This window comes from Catalinimonas locisalis, from assembly GCF_038039535.1.
In the GTDB taxonomy this organism is placed as follows: Bacteria; Bacteroidota; Bacteroidia; order Cytophagales; family Cyclobacteriaceae; genus Catalinimonas.
The window spans coordinates 12,389-31,322 of the sequence record NZ_JBBPHP010000038.1 but is presented as its reverse complement, the minus strand read 5'-3'; the positions used below and the strand labels follow the sequence as shown (position 1 = coordinate 31,322).

General features: G+C 42.1%; 15 protein-coding genes. 7 read left to right on the top strand and 8 right to left on the bottom strand.

Features of this window, described 5'->3' with window-relative positions:
* Positions 1–3: 3 nt before the first annotated feature.
* Complete coding sequence (locus WJR50_RS27375) at positions 4–2,262, top strand: xanthine dehydrogenase family protein molybdopterin-binding subunit (protein ID WP_341296505.1); 2,259 nt, start codon at positions 4–6, stop codon at positions 2,260–2,262.
* A gap of 502 nt (positions 2,263–2,764) precedes the next feature.
* Here WJR50_RS27375 and trhA read toward each other — a convergent pair.
* The 5 genes from trhA to ric form a co-directional block, all read right to left on the bottom strand.
* A complete protein-coding gene (gene trhA / locus WJR50_RS27370) occupies positions 2,765–3,415 on the bottom strand; it encodes a PAQR family membrane homeostasis protein TrhA (protein ID WP_341296504.1) in 651 nt (216 codons plus the stop codon).
* A 38-nt stretch (positions 3,416–3,453) separates the two neighbouring features.
* Positions 3,454–5,250 (bottom strand): hypothetical protein, encoded by a 1,797-nt coding sequence (locus WJR50_RS27365; protein ID WP_341296503.1) that lies wholly within the window; start codon positions 5,248–5,250, stop codon positions 3,454–3,456.
* A 34-nt stretch (positions 5,251–5,284) separates the two neighbouring features.
* Positions 5,285–7,843 (bottom strand): adenosylcobalamin-dependent ribonucleoside-diphosphate reductase, encoded by a 2,559-nt coding sequence (locus WJR50_RS27360; protein WP_341296502.1) that lies wholly within the window; start codon positions 7,841–7,843, stop codon positions 5,285–5,287.
* Between the two features lie 18 nt (positions 7,844–7,861).
* Positions 7,862–8,389, bottom strand: coding sequence for a hypothetical protein (locus WJR50_RS27355; protein WP_341296501.1), 528 nt, complete (start codon positions 8,387–8,389; stop codon positions 7,862–7,864).
* 195 nt (positions 8,390–8,584) lie between these two features.
* Positions 8,585–9,322, bottom strand: a complete 738-nt coding sequence (ric, locus tag WJR50_RS27350) for an iron-sulfur cluster repair di-iron protein (protein ID WP_341296500.1) — start codon at positions 9,320–9,322, stop codon at positions 8,585–8,587.
* Positions 9,323–9,545: 223 nt separating this feature from the next.
* Here ric and WJR50_RS27345 point away from each other — a divergent pair, with 223 nt between their 5' ends.
* A complete protein-coding gene (locus WJR50_RS27345) occupies positions 9,546–10,820 on the top strand; it encodes a chloride channel protein (protein WP_341296499.1) in 1,275 nt (424 codons plus the stop codon).
* Positions 10,821–10,973: 153 nt separating this feature from the next.
* Here WJR50_RS27345 and WJR50_RS27340 read toward each other — a convergent pair whose 3' ends face one another.
* The gene (locus tag WJR50_RS27340; protein WP_341296498.1) at positions 10,974–12,023 is read right to left on the bottom strand and encodes a tellurite resistance/C4-dicarboxylate transporter family protein; all 1,050 of its coding nucleotides are present in this window, start codon (positions 12,021–12,023) and stop codon (positions 10,974–10,976) included.
* A 339-nt stretch (positions 12,024–12,362) separates the two neighbouring features.
* Between WJR50_RS27340 and WJR50_RS27335 the strand changes: the two genes are divergently transcribed.
* The 5 genes from WJR50_RS27335 to WJR50_RS27315 are packed head-to-tail and all read left to right on the top strand — an operon-like array spanning position 12,363 to position 17,082.
* Positions 12,363–13,418 (top strand): MFS transporter, encoded by a 1,056-nt coding sequence (locus WJR50_RS27335; RefSeq protein ID WP_341296497.1) that lies wholly within the window; start codon positions 12,363–12,365, stop codon positions 13,416–13,418.
* Positions 13,419–13,438: 20 nt separating this feature from the next.
* Positions 13,439–15,655, top strand: a complete 2,217-nt coding sequence (locus WJR50_RS27330; protein ID WP_341296496.1) for a molybdopterin oxidoreductase family protein — start codon at positions 13,439–13,441, stop codon at positions 15,653–15,655.
* Positions 15,656–15,685: 30 nt separating this feature from the next.
* The gene (locus tag WJR50_RS27325) at positions 15,686–16,261 is read left to right on the top strand and encodes a 4Fe-4S dicluster domain-containing protein (protein ID WP_341296495.1); all 576 of its coding nucleotides are present in this window, start codon (positions 15,686–15,688) and stop codon (positions 16,259–16,261) included.
* Positions 16,262–16,273: 12 nt separating this feature from the next.
* On the top strand, positions 16,274–16,792 hold the full coding sequence (locus WJR50_RS27320; protein ID WP_341296494.1) for a QcrA and Rieske domain-containing protein: 519 nt from the start codon (positions 16,274–16,276) through the stop codon (positions 16,790–16,792).
* A gap of 8 nt (positions 16,793–16,800) precedes the next feature.
* On the top strand, positions 16,801–17,082 hold the full coding sequence (locus WJR50_RS27315; RefSeq protein ID WP_341296493.1) for a DUF6755 family protein: 282 nt from the start codon (positions 16,801–16,803) through the stop codon (positions 17,080–17,082).
* A 59-nt stretch (positions 17,083–17,141) separates the two neighbouring features.
* Here WJR50_RS27315 and WJR50_RS27310 read toward each other — a convergent pair whose 3' ends face one another.
* Positions 17,142–17,540 carry a cupin domain-containing protein gene (locus WJR50_RS27310; RefSeq protein WP_341296492.1) on the bottom strand — a complete coding sequence of 133 codons (399 nt, stop codon included), beginning with the start codon at positions 17,538–17,540 and terminating at the stop codon, positions 17,142–17,144.
* Between the two features lie 147 nt (positions 17,541–17,687).
* A complete protein-coding gene (hmpA, locus tag WJR50_RS27305) occupies positions 17,688–18,917 on the bottom strand; it encodes an NO-inducible flavohemoprotein (RefSeq protein WP_341296491.1) in 1,230 nt (409 codons plus the stop codon).
* Positions 18,918–18,934 lie beyond the last annotated feature (17 nt).

Genomic DNA, 18,934 nt, shown 5'->3' with positions numbered 1-18,934 from the left:
CTCATGACACGCGTAAATACAAATATGAATAGAAGATCTTTCATGAAGGCTTCAGCCCTGGCAGGTGGAGGCATGATGCTGAGCTTTAGCTGGCTGGCCGGATGTAATCCTACGGAGGAAGAGACCTTGGCCATGCCCGAAGAATGGTTTGAACTCAACAGCTATATCAAAATCGGAGATAATGGCGTGGTAACTTTAATGTCACCTAACCCTGAATTTGGCTCCAATGTCAAAACTTCCATGCCCATGATCCTGGCCGATGAACTGGACATTGACTGGAAAAATGTCATTGTGGAACAAGCCAATTTTTATCCCGAACGCTTTGACCGTCAGTTTACCGGAGGTAGCCAGGGCATTCGTCAGGGGTGGACACCATTACGCACCGCAGGAGCTACTGCCCGACAAATGCTGGTGATGGCTGCTGCCCAGAACTGGAAGGTGCCTGCTGAAGAAATCACTACCCAAGCAGGTACATTACAGCATAAAGCAAGTGGTAAAGAAGCAGGCTATGGTGAAGTAGCCTCTTTGGCAGCAACACTGGATGTACCCGAAGAAGTTGAATTAAAAGATATTAAGCATTTTAACATCATAGGTCATTCCAAGAAAAATGTAGAAGGGCAAAACATTGTCACCGGCAAGCCCATGTTTGCTATGGATCGTGATGAGGAAGGCATGCTCATTGCCATGATTACCCATCCGCCTGCCTTTGGTCTGAAAGTAAAATCTGCAGATACTGAAGCGGTCAAATCCATGCCCGGAATCCGCGATGTGTTTGTCTTTGAAACCCTTCCCGATGATTACGAGAGAAACGGTTTTGATACCACATCATTCACCGAACTGGTGGCCATTGTAGGCAATACTACCTGGGAAGTGATGAATGCCAAGAAAGCCTTGAAAGCAGAGTGGGAAGAAGCTCCTGACAAAGAGGTTGTAGTAGCCGGATGGCGTGGTAAAGAGACCATCCTGATTCCCGGCGGTATAGAAAGTACCGACGGGCATAAAGCACAAATGGAAGAAATGGCCAAGAAGAAAGCACAGGAACTTAGAAGGGATGGCGATCCGGAGGGAGCTTTTCAAAAGGCTGCCAAAGTCATTGAACGCACCTACAATGCCCCTTACCTGGCGCACAACTGTATGGAGCCGATGAACTGCTTCGCAAATGTTACTGCTGACAAGGCAGAGGTCTACGGTCCTACCCAGGCACCGGAATTTACCATGCAGGCCATCTCCGCCTGTTTGAAAATGCCCCGGGAAAATATACAGATCAACCTGGCCAGGATGGGAGGAGGATTTGGTCAGCGAGCATACGGGCATCATATGGTAGAGGCAGCGCTCATTTCCCAAAAAGTAAAGGCCCCTGTCAAGATGATCTATACCCGAGAAGATGACATGAGCTATGGCATCTACCGACCTACCTACACAGCTACCTACCGGGCAGCTTTGGATGAAAATAACAATCTGATAGCCTTCCACGTCAAAGGCGGAGGGATACCCGAACATGCCGTGCATGCCAATCGCTTTCCGGCAGGCGCGCTAGACAATTATCTGGCAGAAGGATGGGCACTCAACTCAAATATTACCATTGGAGCCTTCCGCGCTCCTCGTTCCAATTTCATTGCCGGAGCCGAGCAATCTTTTATGGATGAATTGGCAGAAGCTATGGGCAAAGACCCCATAGACTTCCGGCTTGAGCTTTTAGAGAGAGCCAAGAACAATCCGGTGGGTGAGAACAATGACTATGATCCTGAACGCTATGCCGGAGTCTTGAAACTGGTGAAGGAAAAGTCTAAATGGGATGAAAAGCCTGCTGGTGTACACCGTGGCGTATCGGCTTACTTCTGCCACAACAGCTACGTAGCTGAAGTGCTGGATCTGAAGATGGACGACAACATGCCCAAGGTGGATAAAGTATATGCAGCGGTAGACTGCGGTATCGTCGTCAACCCTGATGCTGCTAAAAACATGGGCGAAGGTGCTATCGTGGATGGTATTGGCAACGCTTTCTTTGGTGAGTTGACTTTTATAGATGGCGTACCTCAGAAGAAGAACTTTGACCAGTATCGCATGATCCGCCAGAAAGAGGCTCCAAACTCCATTGAAGTACATTTCGTGCAAAACGAGCATGATCCTACTGGTCTGGGAGAGCCTTTATTTCCGCCGGTCTTTGCTGCAGTAGCCAATGCTTTGTACAAAGCCACAGGCAAGCGTTTTTACAACCAGCCTTTTGTACAAGACTTACAGACCTCTGAATTAAAGATGTGATAAATAAAAGAGTTAAACATTATAACCGTATCTGAATGAGCAGGATGCGGTTATTTTTTTAAATAGAGAATACTGATATTCTAGAACTTTCACTCAAAGGTTCAATAATCGCTTATATGTTAACCAACTCCTCTCCTACCCCTTGAAGCGTTAATGTTAATTAAACTTAACGGTTTTATGTATTAACCTTTCGTTCAGGAGTGGCATATTTACTTACAGTATTGGCATAGTAACCACTCGTCCCCAGCTTTCCACCTCAAAGCTTTTTCACTTTAGAATGCTGAGCAAATTTCTGCTTAGCATTTACGCTTTTTTCTTTCAGGCATTTCGTAGTTGTTTTCCTTTTGCTGAAATACTTCAATAGAGCTTATCTATAACTTTTGGATAGTTAATCTGCATATCCTTTTCCTCTTTCCAAATAAACCTGCCTTTGTTATTGAAAATGGTATCAGAACATTCATAAATAAAAGCTTATAATTTTTATGAAACGCCAAAAATTCTTTCAGGGTAATAAACTTAATACCGAAAAAAAATGGAGAGTGCTTCCTGCCAATACAAATAGATGCCAAATCCCATGATTATACTTAATCTTGTGCTGAGCGTAAAAAAATGTACCCAAGGTATAGAATATGCCTCCCAATATCAGAAACAAGAAACCCCGAAATGGCATGAGCATGTATAATGGCTGGATAGCTATGATGACAATCCATCCCAGCGCGATATACAGCACTATTGAAAGCACCTCCTTTTTACCTACATAAAAAACTTTCATCAAGATACCTGCAATCGCTATTCCCCATACAATGCCAAAAATGGTCCACCCTAATGAGTTGTGTAATGTAGCTAAACAAAATGGTGTATAGGTACCTGCTATCAGCAGGAAAATTGACATATGATCAAATTTCCTGAATAGTTTTTTTGCTTTTTTGTGCGTTAAACTATGATATAGTGTTGATACAATGTAAAGCACTACCAGCATAGTGCCAAATACGGAAAAGCTTACCACATGCATTGTTGTACCATTCAATGCTGCCAAAACAACTAATATTACTAAAGCTGCAATAGCAAGGCAGGCACCCACTCCATGGGTTACCGCATTAAATATCTCTTCTTTTTTAGAATACATTTTTTTCTCTATCTGATTGATATTCATTAGTTCATTGAAGCTACTTTGACATCTGAACAAATACTTCATTTAAAATTATTCAACTCTTTTTGAAGTAGGTTTAACTCCTGCAGCAGCCTGGATTTAATATCCTCAAACTGTGAAGTAAGGCTTGAAAACAGTTCTTTATAGTAGCAGATTCCCTCCTCCAGGTTCGCTTCAAACAATTGAAAATATTTAAGTTGTGAATCGCTCAATTGCCCGTGACATTCCTCTACCTTTGTTTGAAGATAATCGATATACATTTTAAGTTCTTTAATGAACATGTGGGGGCGATTTTCTTTTTGGACGATGTTGGTTTTACCATATATATGGTCCACCATTTCTTTTAGGGTAGCCGTTTTTGAGAAATAAGCCATGTTGGGTCCTGGGCATACGGCGATACCTTTTGAGCCACGATACATTTCTATTTGATTTTCTAATAAAACAGAATTACTCAACCCTACGCATAAGCATGTTTTCTCCACAATTTTGTTGAATGATTTTTTGAAAACTTCACGGTCAAGTTCTGTCTTTTTATCATTAAGCTCTTTAATCTTGCGTTTTTGGTATTGCCGGGAAGCGGTACAAATCGGCTTTTTGGTAAAGTCTGTGTTAAATACCAGGTGTTCCTTTAGACAGGGAGCGCCAGGTTTACCTGCTTCTATTCTTTCTTGCCTTTCAAGCTCGGCTGTACTTCCTTTCACCGTATTAAACGGTACTCCTAAAGGTGACACATCACTCAAATAGAGTTCTTCTTCTTCAGCGTGGCTTATGAGTTCAATAGTATCTTTGTCTATATTTACAGCCTCCGGAACCAGCAGAAATGGAGATCCCCATCCTACAGAGTCAATGTTATAAAAGTCAAGCAGGAAGTTGTGCTCATTGTATGTGCCTACTCCCCCCTGCACAGTAATGAAAACGGGAGGTGGCTCCTGCACCACTTTTCCTCTATCATTATTGAGTACTTCTGCATAAATCTGAAAAAGAGAAGATATAAGTTCATTTCTGTTTTCTTTAAATTCTTGTAGGATAGGTCCCAGCAAATAACCATCTGTGGCAAACGCGTGCCCCCCGCAATTTAAGCCTGATTCTATCCTGAATTCTGATACCCACAATCCCTTTTTTGCCAGAAACTTACCCTGTATCAAAGCAGAACGGTAATCGCTGACTTTTAATATTATTTTCTTTCTTGCTGGACCTGAATGATCAGGAAAGAAATCATCAAAAGTTGCCATGTAGCCATATAACCTTGGGTTTAAACCTGCAGAGAGCACTACTGATGATGAAAGTCTACTATTTGCGAATCCACGTAACGCAGCATGCGCGTCATTATATTCTACCGGTAAAGCTTCATTTCCGGAGTAGTTAACTTTATCAAGCTTGGTCATAATATTCACATCTATGGCTCCGGGTGTAACCTTAACCCTTAAACGCTCTTGCTTTCTTTTTCGGTTTTCTTCTCCGGACTGAAGCATCTCTCTGTATTCCTGCTTGAGCGGAGAAGACTCGGGAAGCATTTCAAAATATTTTGTGATTTCACTTTCCGCTTCAAAGGAAGATTTTTTGAGCTTGTTAAGCTTCTCAGAGACAATATCATTGACCAGATTTAAGTATGCGGTGATACTTCTTGCCCTGCTATCCTCCTCTTTTTCATGAATAGGGACATAAGCATAATTATGTAGTCTGCAATGGTATTCACGCATTTGTTCTACGAGCCTGTGGTCTATAATGGATATGACTGAAGTAATTCCATACGGAGCTACTTTTATAGGAGTATCAATGGTATATCCTGTACCCATTACAGGAATATGGAAGGTATGAGGCCTGATTTTATTTTTCATATTGTTTGATAGATGGACCTGTTCTTTTAATATGTTAACCACATCTACTGTATCCACATTGGCTACATTGCAGGCAGGATTCCTGATAGACTAATGAAGCTTGTTTACAGTGAGGGCAGGCATTATCAGTAGGCACCGTACCATCGGGAATAAATTGTAATAAAGCCCTTTTTACACCGTTTCTCCAGGTATTCAATGTGTGCCTATCCAGGTACAGATCTTCTATCATTTCAATAACATACTTTAGTGGCATTCCATGCCTTAGTACTCCGCTGATAAGTTTGGCGTAATTCCAGTACTCTTCATTGAAAGTACGTGATAATCCTTCAATCGTCACCTTATAGCCATCATTATCCAAATACTGAAAGTCATATCTGTTTTTACCATTTTCTCCCTTACTTTTAATCACTTTTCCCTTATCTACACTTTCCAGAATAGAGAAAGAGTCCTTAGCCCGCCCTGTAAAGATCTCATAGGGCTTTCCATGATATAAGCCAACCACAGCTACCCAGTTTTCTTCATTGTTTTTAAACTGTAATACAGCTGCTTCCAACTCATCGGGTCTTTTAGGAGGGTTCGTTTCCACAAAATCCTGTTGATCTTTTTTCTTTTCACTTACTAAAATGCCAGCCCGACTGCCTTCCCTGTATACCGTGATTCCTTTACAGCCTTGCTTCCAGGCATCAATATAGATTTGTGAGATCATAGACTGATGGGTATCTTCCGGCAAATTCACTGTGACACTTATTGAGTGGTCTACCCATTTCTGTAATACACTCTGTAGCTTCACCTTAGCCCTCCAGTCAATCTGATCGCTGCTGGCTCCGGCATAGGGAGACTCTGTTATCAACTGCTGCAGAGCTTTATCATTGAAGGTTTTGATCTCTTCAGTTTGATATCCCTGATGTTCTAACCACTTTTTAAAACCATGATGAAATACAGCATATTCTTCATAGGTATCACCATTATCATCTATAAAATAATGCTGATTTGATTTTCCGGATTTTGCGTCATTTACCTTTTTTCGCCTGGAATAGTAGAGCCTGAAGGCTGGTTCTATGCCTGAAGTAGTCTGGCTAAGCAGGCTTGTGCTTCCGGTAGGGGCAATAGTAAGCATAGATATGTTTCTTCTTCCATTTAGTGCCATATCTTCTACTAACTCCGGGTCTATGCTTTTGATTCTGTTGATCAGAGGATGGTCTTTTTCTTTTTCCGCATCAAACTCAGGAAATACTCCTCTTTCCTTGCCTAGTTGAACGGAGCTTCTATATGCTTCAACCAGCAAGGTGCTTTGCACTTTTTCTGCCAAAGAAATAGACTCTTCAGACCCATATTTAATTCCCAAAGCAGCCAGCATATCTCCTAAACCGGTGATGCCCAAACCTGTCCTCCTTCCTTTCTCACACTTTTCTTTGATTTTAAGCCACAGTTTATGCTCTACCCGCTTATAATGCTCAGGTTCAGGGTCGTTTTCTATTTTCTCTATGATTCTGTTGATCTTTTCAAGCTCCAAATCCACCAAATCATCCATCAAGCGAAGAGCGATTCTGACATGCTGTTTGAAAAGATCAAAATCAAAATAAGCTTCAGAATGAAAGGGCTCCTTCACATAACTGGTCAGATTCATTGCCATGAGGCGACAGCTATCATAGGGGCAAAGAGGAATCTCTCCACAAGGATTGGTAGAGACTGTCTGGAAACCCTCTTCAGCATAGCAATCCGGTAAAGACTCACGGGTGATGGTATCCCAGAAGATGACACCCGGTTCTGCTGACTTCCAGGCACCTTCAATTATCTCATGCCAGATATCCCAGGCTTTCGTCTCTTTGCTAACTAAAGGAACGGAACTATTGACCGGGAACTGCTGCTGATACAAACCGTCATTCTGAACGGCCAGCATAAAGGCATCATCTAGTTTTAATGATATATTGGCTCCCGTAACAGCAGTGGTATTCTTTTTGGCTTTGGCAAAAGAAACTGCTTCCGGGTGCTTTACCGACAGGGTGAGCATAAGGGCACCTCTTCTACCTCCCTGCGCCACTTCGCGGGTGGAGTTGGAAAAACGATGCATGAAAGGGACTATGCCAGTAGCTGTCAGTGCAGAATTATTTACTTTACTACCCTCCGGCCTGATGTGAGATAAATCTACGCCCACGCCTCCTCTTCTTTTCATAAGCTGCACAAGTTCTTCGTCCAGATTGAGTACTGACCCATAGGAATCAGCCTCTTCTTCCACACCAATGACAAAACAGTTGGACAAAGAAGCCTGCTGAAACTCGTTACCAATCCCAGCCATAGGACTACCCTGCGGAATGATATAAGAAAAATTTTTAAGAAGCTCATATATTTCATCTTCTAACAAGGGCATAGGATATTGAGCCTCTATACGAGCAAACTCCCTGGCGAGCCTTTTATGCATATCATCCGGAGACTTCTCATAGAAGTTGCCCTGGCTATCCTTCAAAGCATATTTGCTCATCCATACCTCTGCAGCCAGGGTATCGCCGCAAAAGTAAGCAGTACTTTGCTCCCGGACTTCATCTCCAGTAAAAACCGGCAGTGTTTCGTTTGGTGTGGTTAGTTTAGCAATCACAGTGAATATTGGTTTGGTTTACATGGGTTTCAAAAAAGACTCCATCTCAACAAGCTTAGGAAAAAGAATATCGTCCTCCAGGTGTACCAGTTCCTGCCAACGAAAGCTCATTTCTTGTAAAGTCCAGTAGATCTTTTGGTAAAGCTCATTCTCTGGCATCTCAACATAATCCATATGATCTATCAAACTGTCAAAATATCTCTTTCCAAATTTATGTTCGGTATACATTGCATCAATAGAGTGGCAGACAGAATATTGCCCCGGCTTTCTTAGGAAATTTTGTTTTTTTAGTTCCTTAGTATACCTATTTGCATAAGGTAAGACCGCTATAGCTTCTTTGGAAAGGTGTGACATTATCTCTTCAGCACATTGCAGATACTGACGCTGCACTTCATATAACAAGGGATAGGATACCCCATAGATAGATAGCAATTGTCTAAAATCTACTCTAACTTCATGCAGCATTTGAAGAATGCGCTTATGGTAATCTTTGACAAGATATTGGACAAGCAAATCTGCCGGCCAGTAATAATATTCTTCTTTCATTTTTTAGATTGCTCGTTGTTCTAGGATTTCCTTTGTGAATGTTCTATTGAAAGAAGGAGTTTTCTACATACAAAGCCCTTCCTTGTGATTGATTTAAAAGGAGCAGATAAAAAGGCAGTCAGAAATGATTTTATCTTCTGAACCTGCCTCTTTACAACCATTATTAATCAACCACACTAAAATGACTTAACTGGATTAGTTTAATGCAGCCACAGCGAGTTTCTTCTCCAGTTCAGCAGCTTTAGGGAATAGAATGTTGTTCTCTAAATGTATATGGGTATGGAGGTCTGCCTCAAACTCCCGAAGCTTGGCAAATGTAACTTTGTACGTATTGCAGGCATCTACAGGAGGAGTATACTGATCGCACAAAGCAGCTATTTTTCTAAACCTTTCTCCTTCGGTATCATGCTCATGCTCCATCATAGCGATGGGATTTTCTACTGTACCAAAATGCGGAGTTTCTAACACTCTGCCACTGAGCTGAGCATTTACCATTTTACGTATGAATGGAAATAAAATCTGCTCTTCTTTTTGCATGTGCTGCCCCAACTCATCTGCACACTGGTTAAAAAGCTGATATACTTCTATCAGTTCTGGATGGCGATCGCCGTGTACTGAAGCCACTTTGTGAAGGTACTGCTGGAGGAGCGGTATATTCTCTTCTACATAGCGGTGGTGTTTCTTTTCAATATAATCGGCTAAAAGATCCAGTGGCCATGTGGCATAATTCACCACTTCTTCTTGAGGTTGGTTGATCACACTTAACAAAGCTTGCTCAAGCTCTTCCAGATTAATATTTTTTTTCTCACAAGCCTTGATTAATGGCTTTTTGCCCCCACAGCAAAAATCAATATTAAACTTTTTGAAGATATCAGCGGTACGATAATCACGGTTGACAATCTGCCCTACGGGTTCTTGCATAAGTGTATTCATGGCTTTATTATTTAAATGATTATTTTGTTTTCTGCTAAGGTAAAAGCCAACCTTCAAGGGGTTTATGATTTGAATCATATTGCAAAAAATTTGAGATAATTTTTTCCACAGATATCATCAGGTACTTCTCTATTCAATAACACCGAAAAGAAATTCATCCTCTAAGACTTTTCTTTGTGTCATATAAGATGGCTGTATACCTTTGAGACTTGAGTAAAAGAAAATGCTAGAATACAAACAGAAAAGGCAATACCTCAGGATACGCAACAGGGTAAATGAGAAGCTGGAACTCAACCCATTTGTGCTGAGTAAACAGTTTTTGTACTGGCTGATCATTGGCCTGATTGGAGGAACCATAGCAGCCATTTATTGGATTGCTCTTGAGTTTGTTTTGCATGAAAGCATGCAGCTTTCCGGCTGGGTACTCATCCCTCTGATGACCATAGCAGGTTTTTTGGTGGGACTAATCATTCACCGAATAGGTGATCCCGGTGAAATGGATCTGATCGTTAATAACATTCGCTTTAAGGGAGGAAGGCTAGACCCCAAAAATAACTCTTCTATGATCCTATCTTCCTTTATTGGTATTGCTGCCGGAAGCAGTATAGGTCCAGAAGCTCCTCTTGTTCAGGTGACTGGCTCTACCGGTACCTGGCTGGCCAGAAAGCTTCGCCTGAAGGGAGAGGACTTACGCTCGCTGACCATAGCGGGTATGGCATCAGGTTTTACAGCTTTGTTTGGAGCCCCCCTCGGGTCAGGCTTTTTTGCGCTGGAAATCCTGCACCATAGACATATGGTAGAGTTTTATCAGGCGCTGATTCCAGCATTCGTATCCAGTTGTGCCGCTTTTGTCATCTTTATTTTATTAACACATATAGGTTATGGCCCTATCTGGATACTGCAGGAGTATGCGTATGGTGGTCCTTCCGATTTCTTGTTAGCAGTAGGCGTGGGAGTGCTGGGTTCTATCGTCGGATGGCTTTTCATTATTACCTTTCGCTTTTCCAAAGCTTTGTTCTCCAAAATCCAAAAGATCTATGTCAAGACCACACTGGGTGGTTTCATCCTGGGCAGCATTGCCTGCTTCCTTCCCCTCACCCGCTTTTTCGGTCATTATGAAATTACAGACGTCCTTGTAGAAGAGCATACTTTAGGCTATCTATTGATCCTTTTAGTCTTTAAGATTATTGCTATTGTGGTTTCGGCTACTTCAGGCTGGCGGGGTGGGTTTATCATCCCTTTATTCTTTCTGGGAGCCTGTCTGGGACAGATGGTGTTGCTTTTCCTTCCTGAACTTAATGATGGCCTGGTCATTGTAGGGTGTATGGCGGCCATCAATGCCTGCGTGACCAGAACTCCCATCAGTACCATCATACTGCTCAGTACCATGACTGGTTTTCATGGTCTCATGCCTATTATGTTTGCCAGCCTGACCGGTTTCTTTCTGGCTCCCAAGGCGCCGTTGATTGCCTCACAGTTGAGAAGTGAACAATCATGAGTAATGAAATACGATCAAAAGGTTGTCAACCCAAGCGGCAATTAGGTGAGTTATAAATAGCTGAAAAAAAAGTATCTTTTTGGCACCAGCTGCCATTTAAATTCAAACATAAAATGATAACAGAAATTATGCATGATTAATCTGCCCATCTTCTTACTGGGGTTTCAAATGCCCTAGTCCTTTTATTAAAGTAATACATAAGCCCAAAAAAGTAATAAACCAGGCAACCAGCGCAAAATAAATAAAACCAGTAGGAATGAGTTGTAGATAAGGTAACTCCAGCGCCTGACTCAGTCGCCATGTACAAACTGTATACATGCCTAAGGGGAATACCATACCCCAATATTGCGGATGATAGAAAAGTGGAATCTTATTGTAGATGTGTCTCCATATGCCTAATATGACAATAATAGGTATCCACCAGGTACCAGTAGCCCAAAAAAACAGGCTAAAACCTTTAATAAAAGGAATAAATTCTATAAGACCTGTGGCCTCTTCAATGGTAAGAATAAGCGTTGCCCCTGACAAAGTACTAATAGCTACGGCTCCCATATTAATCCAGAAGGGAGGAGCAAATTCCTCTGCCCGCATTGGAAAGAAAGTAAGCCTGTAAAAAATCAGCGTGATCAGGATGATATACAACATGCAGCCTAGTAAAAAACCGGAAAGGGTTAAGAACAGCACCCTTTCCTCTGGAAAAGGTAGTTGGTCAGAGAGTAATGTACCTAATATTGAAACAGCTTGTGTGGCGACTACAATGACTAACCAAATCCCATTGATGCCTTTTTCCAGAGTAGGTTTTTCTTTTTTTATAGTCACAAGTACAAAAAAAGCATAGATTAATATCACCCAGATAATCAAAGCAAAAAACCAGAGGACGATAGCCGGTTTATACATACCTTTTAAAAGAACGTACTGTACTCCTAAAATGCAGGAAGCAGCCACCAGCGTAAAAAAACCGGCTCCTTTGGCGTGCGAATCAAAGTCTTCCATAAAGGAAGAAAAGAAAAATAATACACGTAAAAACAACATGCACAACAACACAGCAAAAGCTATATTATTGATCCAGAAAAGCATATCGCTGATGGTTGGAAAGTCTAAAAGAAAAGCTGCAATAGACACAATACCGGTTGACATCACCAAAGCAAAGTAAGCAGGAAACAGGCTTTTTACTTCAGCTTTGAGTAGAGAAAATATATTCATGATAATAATTTATGCTATTTATGTTGATTAATTTTTTATAGAATAGTTTGACACAATAAAACTCCTCATGAAGCGAATTTATTTAATATTGATCAGCTAAAAAGATGATATTAGTCATTTGAAAGGAAAGTTTAAAAAGAGTTATTGCAACTGTTTCTGATTCACAGCTCACGAATTTTGTGATTCAGTTTATATTACTTAATTTAAAAATTCGCAATAATAATCTGTAACAGGCAAGTAAAATTATTACTTTTTTAAATTTTTCCTGCGTGATGATAACAGCTCCTAAACGAACAGGGATTTTTTTTATAGCAATGACTACTTTAATAGGCTGGTAATATGTTCAAAATATTTGCAACACTAAACAGAAAAGCCCTACTCAATGCTACCATCGCGATGATTATGGTCATTGTGCTGGTGTATGTCGGCTCACGGGACCTGCAAAACTTTGATGCGGCTCTTATCGCTTACCTGTTTGGGACCATATTTGCCGTTTTTGGGATTGTCTATCGCTATTCTGTATGGCTACAGCGCCCTCCAACCAGGCTTTACTGGCGAAGGACCTGGCAGTTTGTGTTTAGCAAAAGGTTTATTCCTTATACCGGATTTGTCGTCAGTCAGTTTATCAAAAACATTCTGTTTCAGCGCTTTATCTACCCGAGAGGAAGAACCCGATGGATGGGACACTTTATGCTTGCCACCGGCTGTATGCTGGCCTTTCTTGTGACCATTCCACTCACCTTCGGATGGATACATTTTACACTCAAGCCAGATACTATCAATATCTATGAAGCGCATGTGTTTGGCTTCCCTGTTTCAGAATTTACATTGGGCGGCTTTGTTGCTTTTAATGCTTTTCACATCCTTAACTGGTGCTCACTATTGGTTATTGTCGGAGCTATTATGATGATGCGTCGCCGCTTAACGCATGGAGGGCTTATTGCTACGCAATCTTTCCAGGATGACTGGTTACCACTGGTTTTACTGCTGGCAATTTCTGTTACAGGTTTGGGATTAACATTTGATTACTCCTTCATGCAGGGTAAGACCTTTGAGTTTATGTCTGTTACGCATGCTATTACAGTAATTTTATTTCTGGTGTGGATTCCTTTTGGTAAATTTTTTCACATTTTCCAGCGCCCAGCTCAGTTAGGGACCAATGTATACCGAAGAGAAGGAGAAAAACAGGGTATGGCAGTATGCCCTCATACCGGTGAGGAGTTCGCAACGCAACTTCATATCAACGATCTTAAAAAAGTAACCAAAGAATTAGACTTCAATTTTGATTTGGAGAATGGAGAAAACCACCTTGATTACAGCCCAGAAGGGAAGAGATCAGCGCTTGCAAAAGCTCATTTGGCAGCTCGTAATCAGCAAGGGAGATTCTTTGGATAATACTTCAAAAAACTAAGAGTATGGCAAAACTACCGACTTCGGTTGATAAAATAATAGAAAACTATGGCCCCCATAAGGCCTATGCTCCCAAACAGGGCTTCCATGGCCACGCCGACCCTGATAAGCTGGTAAAAACGCATTGCTGTTTTTGCGGAATGCAGTGCGGCTTACAGTTAAAAGTAAAAGACAATACGGTGGTAGGCTTTGAACCCTGGATGGAGTTCCCTTTCAACGAAGGCCGCATGTGTCCTAAGGGAGTCGCACGCTACCTACAGAATAACCACCCCGACCGCCTGCTTTCTCCTCTTGAGCGAGTGGAAGGTGAAGGTTTTAAAGCGGTGGATTGGGAAACGGCCATGAGCAGAACGGTTTCTGAAATCAAGCGTATTCAAAGCACCTATGGAAATGACGCTTTTGCTATGCTCTCCGGTGTGTCGCTCACCAATGAGTTGAGTTATATGGTCGGTAAGTTTGCGAGAGTAGCACTCAAGACAGCAAACCTTGATTATAACGGCCGACTGTGTATGGTAAGCGCTGGGGCAGGCAACAAAAAAGCCTTCGGTCTGGATCGCATCTCTAACAGTTGGGCTGATTTAAAACATGCGGAGGTGATCATGATCTGTGGGTCAAACGTCAGTGAAACTTTTCCTACCCTGATCCATTATATCTGGGAAGCCCGTGACAATGGCGCCAAACTCATCGTCGTAGATCCTCGGGTAACACCTGTGGCCCGCACTGCGGATCTGCACCTACCTGTACGTCCGGGTACTGACTCGGCTTTATACGGCGCTATGTTACAGCAACTTGTAGAAAATGACTGGCTGGATCATGATTTTATTGATCAACATACCAGTGGGTTTGAAGATACCATTGCTGCTGTAAAAGATTATAGTCTGGAATGGGCTGAAGTAGTAACAGGCATACCCGCAGAAAGCATTAAGCAAGCCGCAGCTATGTGGGGGCAGGCTAAAACCAGCTTTATGATGCATGCCCGAGGAATAGAGCACCATTCCAAAGGTGTTGATAATGTATTGGGGTGTATTAATCTGGTATTGGCTACTGGTAGAATTGGTAAACCTTATTGCGGTTATGGCACCATCACCGGCCAGGGAAATGGACAGGGAGGGCGTGAACACGGACATAAGTGTGACCAACTACCTGGTAACCGCGATATTACCAACCCGGAACATCGTAAATATATCGCGGACGTTTGGGGCATTGATGAGAAAGATATGCCCGGCAAAGGTCTTACCGCTTATGAAATTCTGGAGGCCATTCACAGAGGTGAAATCAAGGGTTTAATATCAATTTGTTTTAATCCGGTAGTTTCTTTACCAAATAATAATATGGTTCGTGAGGCACTGGAAAAGCTGGAGTATTATGTAGCCATTGATTTCTTTTTAAATGAAACTGCACGTCATGCCAATGTAGTACTGTCGGGTGCCCTGCATGAAGAGGAAGAAGGAACTGTTACTTCGGCAGAAGGCCGGGTGATAAAAATCAATGCAGCAGTAACTCCTCCTGGAGAGGCACGTACTGATGCCTCTATTCTTAAGGAATTAGCCACAAGACTGGGCGCTGGCGACAAATTCGCCTTTGAAAATAGTGAAGCGATTTTTAATGAACTCAGAGTAGCTTCCAAAGGCGGTACCGCTGATTACTATGGTATCACTTATGAGAAAATATTAAAAAATTATGGTGTTTTCTGGCCCTGCCCTAGCCTGGACCATCCTGGCACGCCTAGACTGTGGGAAGATAGAAAATTCGCTACTCCTGACGGTAAAGCACATTTTAATCCGGCCCCTTATCGTGATCCGGGCGAACCTACAGATAAAGAGTATCCAGTAGTGCTTACTACAGGAAGGGTGGTCTCGCAGTACCTGAGTGGTACCCAAACACGCCGCATCGGAAAACTGCTGGATCAATACCCGGAACCTTTACTGGAAATTCACCCAAGCCTTGCTCAACAATTTGGCATACAAGATCGTGACCTGGTAAAGGTAGTCACCAGAAGAGGGGAAGCGGAGTTTCCGGCACAAGTAGTAACCACCATACGGTCCGACACTGTTTTTATCCCCTATCACTGGGGTGGAAAAAAATCAGCAAATCAGCTAACCATAGGAAATCTTGATCCGATATCAAAGATTCCGGAATTTAAGGTGTGTGCCTGTAAGCTGGTTCCTTTGGGACGAAAAGCGCCACCAGTATCTGAATCTGATGCTTACCAGAGTGTTTAATATTTTTTCAATTATATAAAAGAGAAACCTATGCCAGAACCAGAAGAGAATTTTGATCAGGACATGGAATTTTTTGTAGATATGCAGCGCTGCATCGGTTGCCATGCCTGTGAAACAGCTTGTGCCGAATGTGAAACTAACGGGCAGGAAACCATGATCCATGTAAACTATGTGGATAGAGCACATTCTGTGCAAACCACTGTGCAAGTCTGTATGCATTGTGAAGATCCTGCCTGTGCTAATGTGTGTCCTGCTGACGCCATTTCAAAAGACAGTAGCGGAGTAGTTCATTCAGCCAATACTTCCCGCTGTATTGGTTGTTCCAATTGCGTAATGGCGTGTCCTTTTGGTGTTCCTAAAAAGATGGAAGCAGCCGAGCTCATGATGAAGTGTAACCTTTGCTATGACCGCACCAGTGTAGGAAAAAAACCTATGTGTGCGACTGTCTGCCCCAGTGGTGCCTTGTATTATGGAACGCGGGAAGAGATGCGTAAAAAACGTCCGAATAGTGATCCTGTCAATACCTTTAAATTTGGTGCGCAAACAGTGCATACCAAAGTGAATGTGATGATGCCAAAAGGAAGTAAAGAACTAAAAGTACATTAAGCTAATTTACCGATGGCCTACAAACCTAAAGAAAAGAATCCGCCAAACTGGAAAGGAGACTTTCCCATACGGCAGGATGAAGCAACGCATATCACGCGCCGTGAATTTGCCAAGTTCCTTTGTCTCCTTTCAGGGGGGCTGGCGCTGGGCAATGGTTATGTAGTACTGAGTTCCTTTGCCTACCCTGATAAGGAACTGGAAGGAGAGCATTTTGTATGCAACACTTCTGATGTGCCGGTTGGTGGTATGACGATGTTTGCCATCAAGGGTACCAAAGAAATCCCCTATATCCTAATCCATCTGGCAGAAGGAGAGTGGCGTGCCTTTGAGCAAAAATGCACTCATCTTTCCTGTGCCGTGGTGTATCGCGATGAGGTAAAAAAAATTGAATGCCCCTGCCACAATGGTTGGTTCAGTGCTGATACCGGTGAAGTACTACAAGGCCCTCCCCCACGCGACCTTCCGCAGTTAAGTGTGGTAGTACGGGAGGAAAAAGTGTATGTAACTTCGTTTAAAGATACCATAAGCTAAACAGGAAAATGATGAGTAGTTTTAGAGATGCTCAAAACCAGGCCCATCCCAATAAAACCAATACCCTGATGCTGGGTATTATCATGCTGTTAATCGGCATTCTCAGCATACAAATATGGTTACTTTACAGTGCTCTCAACAACGCGCTGGATGAAAATCAGGATATCGCCATAGCCGCATTCATTGGCTCACTGATGCTTTTCTTTACATGCCTCTGGCTACTGAAATATCTGCCAGAAGCCAGAGGAAGACTAAATAAAAAAGAGTTATCAGAAAATAAATACAAATAATTAGTATAAGATATATGATCCTTACTCTTATATACTCAAAATTTAAAATTTGAGTAGGGTTAACTATGAGGGCTTTTCGGAAGAGATACAGTTAGCAGAAAACTTGTCTCTTCTATGGCATCCACACTATGCCGGATATGCTGCTCCAATGTTAGCATTTCTCCTTGGTGGAGTATTCGTGCTTCTTTTTCTGTAGAGAACTTTATTTGCCCTTCAAGTACATGTACACTAATTGGACCACTGGCCTGATGTGGTTTAATTTCGGTTCCCGGCTTCATTGTATTCAGTATAATGCGCATAGTCTCAGTTTTGTGAAGCGTTTTGGCACCGCGCCCATTTTTTGCCCAGCTTTCTTCATGCTTAAGCTGCCGAATTAACGAAGGAAAATTAAAGCTAAGCATTGGACTATCTGGTTTTTGAGATGAATCATGCTCTCTATTTTGAGTTTCTTTATTCATGATAGTTACAGTTTGACAGGATTAGGAATACACCTTTTCTATTTGCTAACTGAAGCATAGAAGTAGTGTCTGTTCATCAAAGCTTACCGGAATAAAGCACTTTTCTCAATACCGGAAAGCTTTATTATTTTGATGATATATTAGTGCTTACTCCGTAATTTCAGTAGTAGGCCCAAAGAACTCAAAATGAATTCGCTCCTCCGACACTCCCCAAGCTGTAAGAGATTGATATAACATTCTCATAAATTCCTTAGGGCCACAGAAGTAAAAGTCAGCTTCCTTCTCTGGCAGTAATTTTTGGATCAGATCCAGGTTGATTAGGCCTTTCGCATCATAATCTTTCCCCAAGACATCATTAGGCCCTGGCCTCTCATAACAGATGTAGGTATTGATGTGATCATACTGCTGTTTTATGCTTTTAACATGGTCCTTAAAAGCGTGTTCTTTACCATTTCTTGCTCCATGAATGTACCATAGAGGGCGTTTTGAATCTTCTGCAACCAATGTATTCAACATGCTCATCAGAGGAGTTTGCCCTACTCCACCGCTGATCAGTATTACTGGCAGAGCTAATTCTTTATTTAGAAAGAAGTTTCCAGTAGGTATATGAACTGGTACCACTGAGCCTTCCTGCAGATGATCATGAAAATAGTTGGAGGCCACTCCCATCGGATACTCCTCAGGATCAATTACACCCGGCTCCCTTTTGATACTGACCCTATAGTAATCTTTGTCCGGTGAATCTGAAAGGCTATAGTTACGCAACACAGTATGCTCCAGCCCGGGTATTCTCAGTTTGAAAGTAATGTATTGTCCGGGCTTAAAACTTAAAATAGCTTTTCCATCCTCAGGTTTTAGATAAAAAGAGGTAATCATGCTACTTTCTTTCACTCTGCGTGTGATAACAAAGTTTCGGAATCCTTCCCATCCTCCCTCTTGTGTCGCACCGGCATGGTATATTTCCTGTTCCCGCTTAATAAATACATTGGCTAGCAACTGATATGCTTCTCCCCAGGCTTCTATCACCTCATCCGTAGCAGCATCACCAAGCACATCTTCTATGGCCCGTAAAAGATACTTGCCTACAATAGGGTAATGTTCCGGGCGAATGTCAAGCCCGGCATGTTTCTGAGCCACACGTTCTACCAAAGGAATCACCGCTTCCAGGTTTTCTATGTGTAAGGCATACTGATAAATGGCATCTGCCAGGCTTCTAGACTGCATCCCCGTAGCCTGATGACTCATGTTAAATATATTTTTTAACTCAGGGTGATGTTTAAAAAGCAGTTCATACATTCTGATGGTAATGGCATTCCCATGTTCTTTCAATGCGGGAGTAGTAGCTTTTACGACTTGTATAGTTTCTGATGAGAGCATAAATAATGCTGGTTAAA

Excerpts from the sequence above, each read along its gene's own strand:
- WJR50_RS27375 (WP_341296505.1), top strand. The coding sequence starts at position 4 with ATGACACGCGTAAATACAAATATGAATAGAAGATCTTTCATGAAGGCT.
- trhA (WP_341296504.1), bottom strand. The coding sequence starts at position 3,415 with ATGAATATCAATCAGATAGAGAAAAAAATGTATTCTAAAAAAGAAGAG.
- WJR50_RS27365 (WP_341296503.1), bottom strand. The coding sequence starts at position 5,250 with ATGAAAAATAAAATCAGGCCTCATACCTTCCATATTCCTGTAATGGGT.
- WJR50_RS27355 (WP_341296501.1), bottom strand. The coding sequence starts at position 8,389 with ATGAAAGAAGAATATTATTACTGGCCGGCAGATTTGCTTGTCCAATAT.
- ric (WP_341296500.1), bottom strand. The coding sequence starts at position 9,322 with ATGAATACACTTATGCAAGAACCCGTAGGGCAGATTGTCAACCGTGAT.
- WJR50_RS27345 (WP_341296499.1), top strand. The coding sequence starts at position 9,546 with ATGCTAGAATACAAACAGAAAAGGCAATACCTCAGGATACGCAACAGG.
- WJR50_RS27340 (WP_341296498.1), bottom strand. The coding sequence starts at position 12,023 with ATGAATATATTTTCTCTACTCAAAGCTGAAGTAAAAAGCCTGTTTCCT.
- WJR50_RS27335 (WP_341296497.1), top strand. The coding sequence starts at position 12,363 with ATGTTCAAAATATTTGCAACACTAAACAGAAAAGCCCTACTCAATGCT.
- WJR50_RS27330 (WP_341296496.1), top strand. The coding sequence starts at position 13,439 with ATGGCAAAACTACCGACTTCGGTTGATAAAATAATAGAAAACTATGGC.
- WJR50_RS27325 (WP_341296495.1), top strand. The coding sequence starts at position 15,686 with ATGCCAGAACCAGAAGAGAATTTTGATCAGGACATGGAATTTTTTGTA.
- WJR50_RS27320 (WP_341296494.1), top strand. The coding sequence starts at position 16,274 with ATGGCCTACAAACCTAAAGAAAAGAATCCGCCAAACTGGAAAGGAGAC.
- WJR50_RS27315 (WP_341296493.1), top strand. The coding sequence starts at position 16,801 with ATGATGAGTAGTTTTAGAGATGCTCAAAACCAGGCCCATCCCAATAAA.
- WJR50_RS27310 (WP_341296492.1), bottom strand. The coding sequence starts at position 17,540 with ATGAATAAAGAAACTCAAAATAGAGAGCATGATTCATCTCAAAAACCA.
- hmpA (WP_341296491.1), bottom strand. The coding sequence starts at position 18,917 with ATGCTCTCATCAGAAACTATACAAGTCGTAAAAGCTACTACTCCCGCA.